Annotated in this window: 15 protein-coding genes and 1 riboswitch; of the genes, 7 read left to right on the top strand and 8 right to left on the bottom strand. The window is 36.2% G+C overall.

Translation table 11 applies throughout. The features are described from left to right. Nucleotides 1–191 precede the first annotated feature (191 nt). The 5 genes from AC3G7N_RS11645 to AC3G7N_RS11625 all read right to left on the bottom strand — a co-directional run bounded on the left by AC3G7N_RS11645 (nucleotide 192) and on the right by AC3G7N_RS11625 (nucleotide 4,850). The gene (locus AC3G7N_RS11645; RefSeq protein WP_489422328.1) at nucleotides 192–1,109 is read right to left on the bottom strand and encodes a proline dehydrogenase family protein; all 918 of its coding nucleotides are present in this window, start codon (nucleotides 1,107–1,109) and stop codon (nucleotides 192–194) included. Between the two features lie 205 nt (nucleotides 1,110–1,314). Then, nucleotides 1,315–1,521 carry a copper chaperone CopZ gene (gene copZ / locus AC3G7N_RS11640; protein ID WP_489422327.1) on the bottom strand — a complete coding sequence of 69 codons (207 nt, stop codon included), beginning with the start codon at nucleotides 1,519–1,521 and terminating at the stop codon, nucleotides 1,315–1,317. 21 nt (nucleotides 1,522–1,542) lie between these two features. Further along, a complete protein-coding gene (locus tag AC3G7N_RS11635) occupies nucleotides 1,543–3,927 on the bottom strand; it encodes a heavy metal translocating P-type ATPase (protein ID WP_489422326.1) in 2,385 nt (794 codons plus the stop codon). Between the two features lie 14 nt (nucleotides 3,928–3,941). After that, nucleotides 3,942–4,241 carry a metal-sensitive transcriptional regulator gene (locus tag AC3G7N_RS11630; protein WP_489422325.1) on the bottom strand — a complete coding sequence of 100 codons (300 nt, stop codon included), beginning with the start codon at nucleotides 4,239–4,241 and terminating at the stop codon, nucleotides 3,942–3,944. 99 nt (nucleotides 4,242–4,340) lie between these two features. After that, complete coding sequence (locus AC3G7N_RS11625) at nucleotides 4,341–4,850, bottom strand: PCYCGC motif-containing (lipo)protein (protein WP_489422324.1); 510 nt, start codon at nucleotides 4,848–4,850, stop codon at nucleotides 4,341–4,343. A 176-nt stretch (nucleotides 4,851–5,026) separates the two neighbouring features. On the opposite strand from AC3G7N_RS11625, the gene AC3G7N_RS11620 reads away from it, so the two are divergent. The 6 genes from AC3G7N_RS11620 (at nucleotide 5,027) to crcB (AC3G7N_RS11595) (ending at nucleotide 8,899) form a co-directional block, all read left to right on the top strand. After that, a complete protein-coding gene (locus AC3G7N_RS11620; protein WP_489422323.1) occupies nucleotides 5,027–5,980 on the top strand; it encodes a metal ABC transporter solute-binding protein, Zn/Mn family in 954 nt (317 codons plus the stop codon). Nucleotides 5,981–5,996: 16 nt separating this feature from the next. Then, complete coding sequence (locus AC3G7N_RS11615) at nucleotides 5,997–6,752, top strand: metal ABC transporter ATP-binding protein (protein ID WP_489422322.1); 756 nt, start codon at nucleotides 5,997–5,999, stop codon at nucleotides 6,750–6,752. A gap of 82 nt (nucleotides 6,753–6,834) precedes the next feature. Next, a complete protein-coding gene (locus AC3G7N_RS11610; RefSeq protein WP_489422321.1) occupies nucleotides 6,835–7,677 on the top strand; it encodes a metal ABC transporter permease in 843 nt (280 codons plus the stop codon). A 72-nt stretch (nucleotides 7,678–7,749) separates the two neighbouring features. Beyond that, on the top strand, nucleotides 7,750–8,163 hold the full coding sequence (locus AC3G7N_RS11605) for a Fur family transcriptional regulator (protein WP_489422320.1): 414 nt from the start codon (nucleotides 7,750–7,752) through the stop codon (nucleotides 8,161–8,163). After that, nucleotides 8,160–8,558, top strand: coding sequence for a fluoride efflux transporter CrcB (gene crcB, locus AC3G7N_RS11600; RefSeq protein WP_489422319.1), 399 nt, complete (start codon nucleotides 8,160–8,162; stop codon nucleotides 8,556–8,558). The genes AC3G7N_RS11605 and crcB (AC3G7N_RS11600) overlap by 4 nt, the downstream gene beginning before the upstream one ends. Continuing rightward, nucleotides 8,555–8,899: a fluoride efflux transporter CrcB gene (crcB, locus tag AC3G7N_RS11595; RefSeq protein WP_489422318.1), complete on the top strand. Its 345-nt coding sequence runs from the start codon at nucleotides 8,555–8,557 to the stop codon at nucleotides 8,897–8,899. The genes crcB (AC3G7N_RS11600) and crcB (AC3G7N_RS11595) overlap by 4 nt, the downstream gene beginning before the upstream one ends. Here crcB (AC3G7N_RS11595) and AC3G7N_RS11590 read toward each other — a convergent pair. From AC3G7N_RS11590 to AC3G7N_RS11580, 3 genes are all read right to left on the bottom strand, one after another. Then, nucleotides 8,896–9,210, bottom strand: coding sequence for a DMT family transporter (locus AC3G7N_RS11590; protein ID WP_489422317.1), 315 nt, complete (start codon nucleotides 9,208–9,210; stop codon nucleotides 8,896–8,898). The two genes, crcB (AC3G7N_RS11595) and AC3G7N_RS11590, sit on opposite strands and share 4 nt — an antisense overlap. Beyond that, nucleotides 9,210–9,545: a DMT family transporter gene (locus tag AC3G7N_RS11585; RefSeq protein WP_489422316.1), complete on the bottom strand. Its 336-nt coding sequence runs from the start codon at nucleotides 9,543–9,545 to the stop codon at nucleotides 9,210–9,212. The genes AC3G7N_RS11590 and AC3G7N_RS11585 overlap by 1 nt, the downstream gene beginning before the upstream one ends. A 53-nt stretch (nucleotides 9,546–9,598) precedes the next feature. Continuing rightward, nucleotides 9,599–9,700, bottom strand: a riboswitch (guanidine-I (ykkC/yxkD leader). A gap of 4 nt (nucleotides 9,701–9,704) precedes the next feature. After that, on the bottom strand, nucleotides 9,705–10,988 hold the full coding sequence (locus tag AC3G7N_RS11580) for a hemolysin family protein (protein WP_489422315.1): 1,284 nt from the start codon (nucleotides 10,986–10,988) through the stop codon (nucleotides 9,705–9,707). 280 nt (nucleotides 10,989–11,268) lie between these two features. Between AC3G7N_RS11580 and AC3G7N_RS11575 the strand changes: the two genes are divergently transcribed. After that, nucleotides 11,269–11,844 (top strand): YitT family protein, encoded by a 576-nt coding sequence (locus AC3G7N_RS11575; RefSeq protein ID WP_489422314.1) that lies wholly within the window; start codon nucleotides 11,269–11,271, stop codon nucleotides 11,842–11,844. Nucleotides 11,845–11,927 lie beyond the last annotated feature (83 nt).

Below are 11,927 nucleotides of genomic sequence, written 5' to 3'. Positions count from 1 at the left end.
ATCCCCCTATCCTCATTTGAATGAATACTCATTCATTTTTAATGCTAAAAAATAAAAGATAGTTGCCTATCCATCTATTATTTACTATATATTAAATTCTGACATTTCGCAATAAATATTATTGAAATTTTTGAGTTTAATTTTACAACTGTGTATGAAAAAGGGCCCTTTTTCAGGACCCATGTTCAGTATTATTTTTTGAATACACCCTTTAGGACAAACATGACGTTTGCAGGGCGTTCTGCTAGTCGACGCATGTTATAGCCATACCAATCATTTCCATATGGTACATAAACACGCATTTTATATCCTTCCTTCATCAGTTTTTCCTGTAAATCTTTTCGAATACCAAAAAGCATTTGAAATTCGAACTGTTCACGGGATAAGCTGAGATCTTTTTCCAGTTGCTTCACATATTTGATAATCACATCATCATGTGTGGCAATTGCTGTATAATTTCCATTTAATAAGTTCATCTTAATAATTTTCTTATAATTTTCATCAACGTCTGTCTTAGCCGGGTATGCTACCTCTGGTACTTCTTTATATGCACCTTTGACCAGACGTAAATACGGATCATATTCATTTAATTGTTTAATATCGTCTTCTGTTTCATATAAGTATGCTTGGAGAACTGTTCCGAGATTCTCGTAATCTTTTTTTAATTCCTTAAAGATATCCAGCGTTTTTCTATGACGTTCATAATCTTCCATGTCAATTGTAACCGTAACATTATGCTTTTTACCAGCATCCAAAATCTTACGCATATTTTCCATTACTAGTTCTTTTGACACATCTAGGCCCATTGAGGTTAATTTTAATGAAACCTGAGAATCCAATTTCTTTTCAGCAATAACTTCAATTGCATGTATACATTCATCAGCCGACTCTCTCGCTTCTTTTTCGTTATCAATAAACTCACCTAAATGATCGATGGTTACCACATAACCACTTTCATTAATTTCCTTGATTTTTTTTGCAGCATGATCGATATCAACACCAGCAACAAAGCGTGCTGCTCCAAATCTAAGACCATACTTTTTAGCAAGTCTTGTAAGCGTTTTATTTTTCGACAAAAATAAAAAGAAGTTACGCATAAGTTGTTCCACGTCTATTACCCCCAATAATCAATCTTTAGTACCATATAATATTTACTACAGTTTCTATAGTTTATCATTTTTTTACAAAAAAGGAGTATATTTTTCAAAAAAGAATATATATTTTTATTCAATAAAAAGCTGGCTCCCAATTACCGGGAACCAGTTCACTATTTATCGCAGTTTGACGTGCAGTAACCTCCACTAAAGGTTTACTTTATGCTACTACATCATAGCCTTGCTCTTCAATCGCTTCTCGCATCTCAGCAATTGTAACTTCTGCATCGTCATAGGAAACATCCGCTTTTCCAGCGGTTAAATGAATTTCCACACCTTTTACCCCTTCTAATTTTTCTAAAGCTCCTTTTACTGCTTTTTCACAATGACCACAAGTCATTCCACGAACATCTAAAGTTGTTTGCATGAAAAATCCCTCTTTCTAATTTTATAGTTTTACTCGCTTTAGTCTAAGCGAGTTGGTAACAACACTCACAGAGCTGAAAGCCATTGCTGCACCAGCAATCCATGGTGCTAATAAACCTAACGCGGCAATCGGTATTCCAGCACTATTAAAGGCAAAAGCCCAAAATAAATTTTGTCTAATATTTCTAATGGTTGCATCACTCATTTTAATTGCTTTTGGAATAAGTGATAGTTCCCCACCGAGGATTGTAACATCAGCCGCTTCAATAGCGATTTCAGTTCCAGTACCAATGGCAATTCCAATGTCAGCAACTGCTAGAGCAGGAGCATCATTGATTCCATCACCAACCATTGCTACTATTTTACCTTTTTGTTGTATTACTTTCAGTTTATCCGCTTTTTGCTCTGGTAAAACCTGTGCGATAACTTGATCTATACCTACCTGTCTTGCAATCGCATGTGCAGTACGCTCGTTATCACCTGTAAGCATGAACACCTCAAGTCCAAGTCGTTTTAGTTCTTCAATCGCTTCCACTGCATTTTCCTTAACTGTATCAGCAACAGCAACAATCCCTTCATACTCGCCATTTATTGCAATAACCATTGCTGTTTTTCCGTTTGTTTCAAATGTAATTAGATCATCTTCTATAGCTTCTATCGCAATGTGGTTTTCCTTCATTAACTTTCTAGTGCCTACTAATACATGTTTTTTTGCAATTTCTGCTTTGATGCCGTGACCAGGTATTGCTTCAAAGTCATCCGCTTCAAGTAAAGGAACATCTTGATCTAAAGCATAGGAAACAATTGCGTCCGCTAAAGGATGTTCAGATCCTTTTTCAGCACTTGCTAGAAGTTGTAATGCCTGCATGTTACCAACAAAGTTTGTTACAATAGGCTTTCCTTTTGTGATGGTCCCCGTTTTATCAAAAACAATCGCATCCAGTTTATGTGTCCGTTCTAAATGCTCACCACCCTTAAACAGAATCCCATTTTCTGCCGCTTTCCCAGTGCCAACCATAATTGAGGTTGGCGTGGCTAGACCTAATGCACACGGACATGCGATGACCAATACAGCAATAGCCGCGGTTAATGCTGGTTCTAGGCTTCCTGGCGATACAATCATTATCCATACGGTAAAGGTAATAATTGCAATTCCTACTACAATTGGTACAAAATATCCCGAGATGATATCTGCTAGTCGCTGGATTGGCGCTTTAGAACCTTGCGCATCCTCAACTGCCTTTACAATCGAGGCAAGAGCTGTATCTGTTCCTACCTTTGTTGTCTCGATCTCGATTGACCCATTTTTATTAATGGTTGCTCCAATTACTCTATCGTCTGAATTTTTTTCGACGGGTATCGATTCTCCTGTAATCATCGATTCATCAATTGACGTTTTTCCTTTTTTCACAATACCGTCCACTGGTATCTTTTCACCTGGCTTCACAGCGATTCGATCACCAACCATTACATCTTCAACCGGAATCATTGTTTCTTCATCACCCCGAATGACTCTTGCCTGTTTCGCTTGTAAATTGAGTAGTTTCGAAATCGCGTGCGTTGTTTTTCCCTTAGCGCTGGTTTCTAAATATTTTCCTACTAAAATTAATGTAATCAAAATAGCACTCGTTTCAAAATACAAATGAGGCATATAGGATGGATTGCCAATTGCTTTTACTGCTTCATATAAACTATAAAAATAAGCAGCACTTGTACCTAACGCAACTAGTACGTCCATATTCGCACTCTTGTTCCGCAAATTTTTGTATGCACCAACATAAAATTGCCAGCCAATAACAAATTGTACTGGTGTAGCTAAAGCAAATTGAAACCATGGATTCATCATTATTTCGGGTAAGGCTATCCCTTGAAAATGGTTAAGCATCGTTGCTAAAAGGGGAATGGTTAGTAAAACAGCTACCAATAATTTTATACGCATTCCTTTTAGTTGTTTTTCTTTATGTGTTTGTTTATCATCATTATTTGCACGGGCTTTTGCATCATAACCAAGCTTCTGAATTTTTCCAATTAAGTCTGTTTCAGCTAGTATTCCTGGGTGATAGGTTATTACAGCAGTTTCATTTGCTAAGTTTACCGTTGCCATTTGAACGGCTTCTTGCTTATTCAATACCTTTTCAATGCGTGTCGAGCAAGCAGTACAAGTCATACCGAAGACATCCAGTTCTGCCTTTTCCATTTGCACGTTGTAGCCCAATTTTTTAATTTCAGCCGTAAACTCATCCACATTGGTTGTACTTGGATTAAAGTCAATGGTAGCCTTTTCTGTAGTTAAATTAACTTTCGCATCAACACCATCCATTTTATTAAGCGCCTTTTCGATCCTAGTAGAACAAGCAGCACAGGTCATTCCTGTAACTCCAAGAGTCACATGTTTTGTTTCACTCATGACTATCCCTCCCATCACTTGGAAAATTGCTTCATAACCTCCATTAATTCTTCAATTGCTTCGTTTCCTTCACCTGACTGAACGGCATGACTTACACAATGCTTCATATGTCGTTCCGTAATAGAAAAACCAACCTTTTTCAACGCGGCATTAATAGCACTAATTTGCACTAGAACGTCGACACAATAACGATCTTCCTCCACCATCTTTTGTATTCCGCGAACTTGTCCTTCGATACGCTTTAAACGATTAACTACTGCCTGCTTCTCGTCATTTGTTCTTGGTGTCACAGGTTTCTTATCCGTGTTTTCCATTCACTTCACGTCCTTTTTGTTTATATTTATACTATACCCCCCTATCGTATTAATGTCAACTAAAAAAACTGACTCTCGCTGAATAGAGTCAGTTTTTTCTTATCCTTTTGGCAGTGGTGTTGGTGTTGGGCCAATCCCATTCCCTCCAAAGGTATCATCAATGTACTGGCGAATATCTTTTAATGATTCCCCATTTTTATATTTATCAACTGCTTTATTTGCTATATCAATACAAATTCCACAACTAAAACCCATACTATCTAATGTAACAACTTCCCCTTTAAATTCATCAACAAAGCAATGCTTGTTGCTTTCATGCCCATTGTTTTCATAACAACCACAATAACAAGGCATATACTCGAGAACATCGGCATAATTGATGGCCAATTCGTAAGCTCCTTGTACACGTTTATCATCTACTTCGCCCAAGAACTGTACCATTGTCGGCGACCAGGCTTCTTTTTCCATATTATAAGCTAATCCTTCTAATGATTCATCAACAGGTAATTCCCCTGATGAATGGTTCATTGGATTAGTAGATTCTTTTTCATTTGCACATGCTACTAGCACTATAACGAATAGTAAAAATAATAACGCAAATTTTTTCATGAATTATTGCCCCTTTTCTACATACTTTCTTCTATTATAATATCGAAAGTTCTCTAATGTGTAGTGGCAAAATCATGAACAATTTTAAATTACCTAAATCGTAATCATTACTGTTTACAAATCGTAATCATTACGGTATGATATTTTGAGTAATCATGTTAAAGGGGGAAACGTTTTTGAAAAAATTCAGCTTTTTTTTATCATTATTATTTCTATCATTGATATTAGCGGGATGCAGTTCTACAACGTCATCTGAAACGACCGAGCAACATGGCATGACAATTTACACATCGATTTATCCAATTGAATATGCCACCGAGCGTATTGGTGGGGATACAGTAAATGTGAAATCGGTTTATCCTCCTGGTGTTGATGCACATACGTACGAACCCACATCAAAAGAAATGACGGATATTGCAACAAGTGATGCATTTATCTACTTAGGTGCGGGTATGGAAGGTTTTGCGGAAACAGCTGCAGATGCGTTAAAATCTGAAGATGTAGCATTAATCGAACTTGGTACGCATGAAGGGCTTTTCCATAAGGACGAAGACGAAAATGAGGAAGATCATGCTGATGAAAGTGCACATAATGAACATAGTCACGGTGATCAGAATCCGCACATCTGGTTAGATCCAACGCGAATGATTGAAATGGCTGGTCTAATTAAAGGAAAATTAATCGAGTTAAATCCGGATGAAAAAGAGGTATACATTAAGAACTTTAAATTACTAAAGAAAGATTTACTGGCTTTAGATAAAATGTTTCGAGAAACATTACAAACAAAAGAAAATAAAGAAATTCTTGTATCACACGCAGCATACGGATATTGGGCAGAACGTTATGGCATTGAACAAATTGCTATTAGTGGATTGACATCAAGCGATGAACCTTCACAAAAAGAACTCACCCAAATAATTGATAAAGCAAAAAAACTTAACTTAGAGTATGTTATTTTTGAACAAAATGGTTCAAATCGTGTATCCGAAATCATTCAAGAACAAATTGATGCAGATGCCCTTCACATTCATAACCTTTCTGTATTAACAGAAGAGGATATAAAAAATGATGAAGATTATTTCACCTTGATGCAGCACAACCTAGAAGTGCTAGATAAAGCAACAAATTAAGAAAGCTGGTGTATAAATGACTGATTCCATTGTTTCAATGAAAAACGTGGGTTATGCATATGAAAACAAAGCTGTATTAACCAATATAAACTTTGAGATACCTCAAGGAGCATTCATGGGGTTACTCGGCCCAAATGGTGGTGGTAAGACCACGTTGATAAAACTAATACTAGGTATATTAAAACCTCATGCAGGATCGATTTCTTTGTTTGAGGAACCAATTGGTAAATTTAAAGCCTGGAGTCATATTGGTTTTGTTTCCCAAAAATCAAATTCATTTAATAAAGATTTCCCTGCTACTGTATTTGAAGTAGTATCGATGGGGTTAACAGCACAGGTTGGTTATTTAAAGTTTTTTAAAAAACAAGATAAAGCAAAAATTTTACAAGCTATCGAACAAGTTGGCATGAGGGAATATGCCTACCAGAATATTGGTAATCTGTCAGGGGGACAACAACAGCGTGTTTTTATAGCGCGTTCCCTCGTTAATGATCCTAAATTACTTATTTTAGATGAACCAACAGTTGGAGTAGATAATGAAAATGTACAACGTTTTTACGATCTATTACATCAATTAAATCAACAGCGCAATATCACGTTGTTACTTGTTACACATGATACTGGCATAATGACAGAACATGCCACAGATATCGTTTGCTTAAACAACACCATGCACTTTCACGGGAACAAAGAGGAATATTCATCGTTAACAGAGCGCGACCTTTCTCATTTTTATGGACACCCTGTTAACGTAGTGACACATGATCATTAATAGAGGATGTACAAAACGTCACTAAATGATCAACTAAGAATTTGTCATCTTTTTGAACAAACATTCATACGGAGGAACTTTTATGCTAGCAGATATTATCGAATACGACTTTTTAAGAAATACATTTCTAACTGGACTTTTGATTGGCATAATTGCTCCATTGCTTGGTACATTTATCGTTGTCAGGCGGTTGTCACTGATTGCAGATGCCCTTTCCCATGTTACATTAGCTGGAATTGCATTTGGTTTGTTACTAGAAAAAAAATTCGCGATTACTATTATTACACCACTTTACGGCGGAATGATTTTTTCGGTGATAGGATCAATTTTCATTGAAAAACTTAGAGGAGTATATAAATCCTATCAAGAGTTGGCAATTCCTATCATACTGTCAGGTGGGGTGGGATTGAGTGTCATTTTCATTTCTTTAGCAGATGGATTTAATACAGAACTGTTCAATTACCTATTTGGATCAGTGTCAGCTGTTAGTCAAAAAGACTTTCTATCTATTTTAGGTATATCGCTATTTGTTATCCTTATCATCTTTTTATTTTATAAAGAATTATTTACCTTATCATTTGATGAAGAACATGCAAGTGTTTCTGGTATACATGCAAAGCGCATTCATCTTCTTTTCATTGTACTTACTGCACTAGTTATTGCCGCTTCCATCCGAATTGTTGGTGTTTTGCTTGTTTCTGCTTTAATGACATTACCGGTAGCAGCAAGCATGCGATTAGCGAGAGGGTTTAAACAAACCATTATTTTATCTGTGGTGTTTGGTGAGTTAGCTGTTATTCTAGGATTATTATCTGGTTATTATTTCAGCATACCCCCAGGTGGAACGATTGTACTCATTTCCATTATCATTTTACTCATTTCGATTGGAATAAAGAAATTTTCTTTTAACAAAATTAAGGTTTAAGCATAAGAAAACGTCAACATTCGCTAGCTAAAGATTATTTTCTTAAGTGAGAAAAGAAAGTGGTGAATTAAAATGAATCTAGAGGACGCAATAAGCAGATTTAAAGAACATGGCTATAAATCAACAGCTAAACGTGAAGATATCTTGACTTACTTTACCGAGGCTGATGGCTACCGTACGGCAAAGGATCTAATTCATTACCTGGAGCCAACTTACGCAGGGATAAGCTTTGATACGGTCTATCGTAATCTACATTTATTTAATCAGGTTGGAATTCTAGAAACGACAGAACTTGATGGGGAAAAACACTTCCGAATTTCATGTACGCACCATCATCACCACCACTTTATTTGTAAAGATTGTGGGAAAACGAAAGAGATAGATGTTTGCCCAATGAACGAAGTGGAAAACACACTTGCGAACTACTTAATCGAAGGGCACAAATTTGAAATTTACGGGCTTTGTCCAGCATGCATGAGCGCATGAAGGTAGATACGTTACATTCCAAAAACATGTATTTAGCTGTAGGTATTGGTGGTATGATTGGCGCTGTTTGCCGATATGGTATTTCTTATTTCATCTCCGAAAACGGGTTCCCCTATGCTACTTTAACAGCAAATTTAATCGGGTGCTTTCTTTTAAGCTTTTTATTAAATCAAACTGTACTAAAGCAAAAGCTCTCGCCCGAGCTTTTTGCAGCAGTAGGAACAGGTATGATTGGGGCATTTACAACCTTTTCAACATTTATGGTAGAAACCGTGTCCTTATACGAATCAAATCTTATACTTGCAATAAGTTATGTCAGTATTAGTATCTTTGGCGGACTGCTTTTTTGCCTTGTTGGTTATTGGCTAGCCACTAGAAAGCGAGTTAAATTATGAATATTTTACTAGTCGCAGTAGGGGGATTCTTTGGAAGCGTTTTTCGTTTTCATATTTCCCTAAAATCAACTAAACACCTGATAGGCACGTGGACTGCCAATAGTTTGGGATCGATTTTATTAGGGCTCCTATTCCATTTACACATGGAAAACCAACTTTCTGATTGGACCTGGATGTTGCTGGGCGTTGGATTCTGTGGGGCATTCACAACCTTTTCAACATTTGGAAATGAAACGCTACAGTTGATTTTAAATAAAAAATACAAGCAAGCAATTACCTATGTCTTAAGTTCATTGCTCGTATCGTTCTTTTTTGTATACGTGATAATCGTTTTTTTCTAATCAATAAGTTTTAACCCAATAGCCGCAGATAAAATCATTCCGATAAACAATATTCTGCGCCAGTCTGCAGATTCTTTATAAACGATAATTCCAACTAATGCGCTACCAACAGTCCCCATTCCAGTCCAAACTGCATAAGCCGTACTCATTTGAATCGTTTCCATCGCAATTGTTAAAAATATAAAACTGAAAATAAATCCTCCGAATAAAACGAGAAATGACTTCCAGTTTTTATTTTGATTAACTTTATTTATTCCCATTACACCAATAACTTCACCTACACCTGCAATTATTAAGAAAAACCATGCCATTATTCTTTTGCCCCCTCAACCTCTTTGGTAATTGTTTTTAAACCAATAACTCCACTAATCAACAAAACGATTAGGAGTATCTTTGTTATGTTAAACGGCTCTTGAAATAGAACAATATCTAAAATAACCGTTCCTGCTGTTCCAATACCTGTAAATACAGCATAGGTTGTACCAATTGGCAGTTTTTTGGATGCAACAATTAATAGATGCATGCTTACATATATGGCAATAGCCGTTCCAACCCATGTAATCAGACTATCTGCATGCTTCAGGCCCACTACCCATCCTATTTCAAATAATCCTGCAAAAAATACTACATTCCAGTTCCTTTTCATTGCTAAACACTCCTTTAAAATTTAAAAGCCCAGGATGATATCTTTTATAGATATCATCCCGGGCTTTTGTCCCTCCGTGTACACATACATAATACATGCGCTTTCTCTTGGACCAGACCAACTCTCATCATTGCGGAACCCTAGAAAGCATTTATAGTTTTATCTTTTCACAACTTTTATTTTCTTAATTTGATACCCGTCAATTTCCTCGACAATAAACTCGTGGTCTTGAAAATTAATGGCAGTCCCTTTTTCGGCATCAAGATTATGCGTAATAATCCAACCGCCAATAGTATCTACTTCATCATCTTCTAAGTCAATACCAAATAACTCATTAACATCATCCAATAGAAATTTTCCATCTACCAAAGTAGTGGTATCATCTACTTCTTCAATCATTGGTTTTTCATTCATATCAAATTCATCGCGAATATCCCCCACGATTTCTTCTAATATATCTTCAACTGTTAACAATCCTGCAGTTCCACCATATTCATCAATAACAATTGCCATATGAATGCGTTCTTTTTGCATTTGAATTAGAACTTGTTTGATTGGTGTTGCTTCAGTTATATGAAGAATAGGTCGAATATATTCAGTTAATGACTCTTGATCCTTATGGATATGACCTGTAAATATCTCTTTAATATTCACCAAGCCTATTATATGATCCTTGTCTTCATCTGCTACCGGATAGCGGGTAAATTGTCCTTCTTTTATTACATCGAGATTTTCCTCAAAACTATCCTCTGCAAAAAAACAAATCATTTCCGTTCGGGGGATCATGATTTCTTTTGCAACACGATCATCGAATTCGAATATATTATTTACGTATGTCATTTCTGCCTGATTAATCTCTCCACTTTTATAGCTTTGAGAAAGAATTAGTCGAAGCTCTTCTTCGGAGTGGGCAACTTCATGCTCGTTTACAGGCTTGAATCCAAATAACTGAATAAAAAGCCTTGCTGATCCATTTAATAACCAAATGAATGGATACATGACTTTGTAAAAGAATATCAGTGGACGCGATAAGAGCAACGTAATTGTTTCAGCCTTCTGAATTGCAATTGTTTTAGGTGCTAATTCTCCAAGTACTACATGAAAAAATGTAATAACAGAAAAAGCGATTGCAAAAGATAACACTTCAGACAATCCGGCACTAACCCCAAATTCTATAAAAATTGGATCTAATAAGTGCTTTACAGTAGGTTCTCCCAACCAACCTAGACCTAAAGCTGTTACCGTTATTCCTAATTGACACGCAGATAAATAGGCATCCAAATTGTCCACCAGTTTCTTTGCATGCAACGCGCTTTTATTACCTTCTGCTATTAAATGATCCAAACGTGTAGAGCGTACTTTTACGATTGCGAATTCGGTTGCCACAAAGAATGCTGTAAAAATTATCAATATGACAACCATAAGTAAATTAACTATTTCCAATTATTATCCCTGCATTTAAAAATACAAGGATTTCACCTCCAGAATTGTTATCTTTAAAAATCCTCCGTTGTAAGTGACTCAGTGAAAAAAATCGATAATTGCACTAGATTTTTTATGTAAATTCACCATCTGTAATTGTTTTAAATCCTTCCCATCTGAACCACCTACTTTCTGTGATAAATTATAAGCTAAATGGAAACACAAGTCCATAATAAGTATATCTTACCACCTTACAAGCATACATTTACATTATAGCTTATTGGACAAGGGTGGAATCAACATGCTCAAGAAATCACTATTTATTTTTATCGGCAGTTTACTGATTGCACTTGGCATCAATCTATTTATTATCCCAAATCACTTACTTGATGGTGGCATAATAGGAATTGGGTTAATTGCAAAATACACACTTGGGCTAAAGCCTGGTTTAACGATTATTGTTTTAAGTCTACCTGTCTATCTCTTCGCATGGAAATATGATAGACCCTATTTTTATAATGGTTTGCACGGGCTATTAATTAGCTCCTTCTTTATCGACTTATTTCATCCACTATCACACGCCTTTCGTTATCCGATTTTAATCTCTTCGCTTAGCGGTGGTATGCTAATCGGTATAGGAATAAGTTTTATGTTAGCAACAAAATCAAGTGCAGGAGGGACAGATTTACTTGCATTAATGATTTCGAAAACCACTACTATTAATGTCGGCATTTTAATCTTTATTATTGATGTAGCTGTCATCTTTTTAGGTTGGGTTCTCATTCCAAATGCACATATCTTTTACTCCGCAATTATGATAGTTGTGATTGGCCTTACAACATCAGTCGCCACTTCCGTAACTAAGCCTAGTTCATAAGAAAAGCGCAACTGCCTTGAAAGACACTACAAGCATAAGCAGAGCGGTGCAGTGTGGGTGCTTTGCCCGCACGGAAGCGAACT

Source organism: Virgibacillus carmonensis, from assembly GCF_057836705.1.
The sequence above is the reverse complement of the archived record's forward strand: the minus strand, read 5'-3'. Positions and strand labels throughout refer to the sequence as shown.

Excerpts from the sequence above, each read along its gene's own strand:
- AC3G7N_RS11590 (WP_489422317.1), bottom strand. The coding sequence starts at position 9,210 with ATGGCATGGTTTTTCTTAATAATTGCAGGTGTAGGTGAAGTTATTGGT.
- AC3G7N_RS11625 (WP_489422324.1), bottom strand. The coding sequence starts at position 4,850 with ATGAAAAAATTTGCGTTATTATTTTTACTATTCGTTATAGTGCTAGTA.
- crcB (WP_489422318.1), top strand. The coding sequence starts at position 8,555 with ATGAATATTTTACTAGTCGCAGTAGGGGGATTCTTTGGAAGCGTTTTT.
- AC3G7N_RS11615 (WP_489422322.1), top strand. The coding sequence starts at position 5,997 with ATGACTGATTCCATTGTTTCAATGAAAAACGTGGGTTATGCATATGAA.
- copZ (WP_489422327.1), bottom strand. The coding sequence starts at position 1,521 with ATGCAAACAACTTTAGATGTTCGTGGAATGACTTGTGGTCATTGTGAA.
- crcB (WP_489422319.1), top strand. The coding sequence starts at position 8,160 with ATGAAGGTAGATACGTTACATTCCAAAAACATGTATTTAGCTGTAGGT.
- AC3G7N_RS11605 (WP_489422320.1), top strand. The coding sequence starts at position 7,750 with ATGAATCTAGAGGACGCAATAAGCAGATTTAAAGAACATGGCTATAAA.
- AC3G7N_RS11585 (WP_489422316.1), bottom strand. The coding sequence starts at position 9,545 with ATGAAAAGGAACTGGAATGTAGTATTTTTTGCAGGATTATTTGAAATA.
- AC3G7N_RS11630 (WP_489422325.1), bottom strand. The coding sequence starts at position 4,241 with ATGGAAAACACGGATAAGAAACCTGTGACACCAAGAACAAATGACGAG.
- AC3G7N_RS11575 (WP_489422314.1), top strand. The coding sequence starts at position 11,269 with ATGCTCAAGAAATCACTATTTATTTTTATCGGCAGTTTACTGATTGCA.
- AC3G7N_RS11610 (WP_489422321.1), top strand. The coding sequence starts at position 6,835 with ATGCTAGCAGATATTATCGAATACGACTTTTTAAGAAATACATTTCTA.
- AC3G7N_RS11635 (WP_489422326.1), bottom strand. The coding sequence starts at position 3,927 with ATGAGTGAAACAAAACATGTGACTCTTGGAGTTACAGGAATGACCTGT.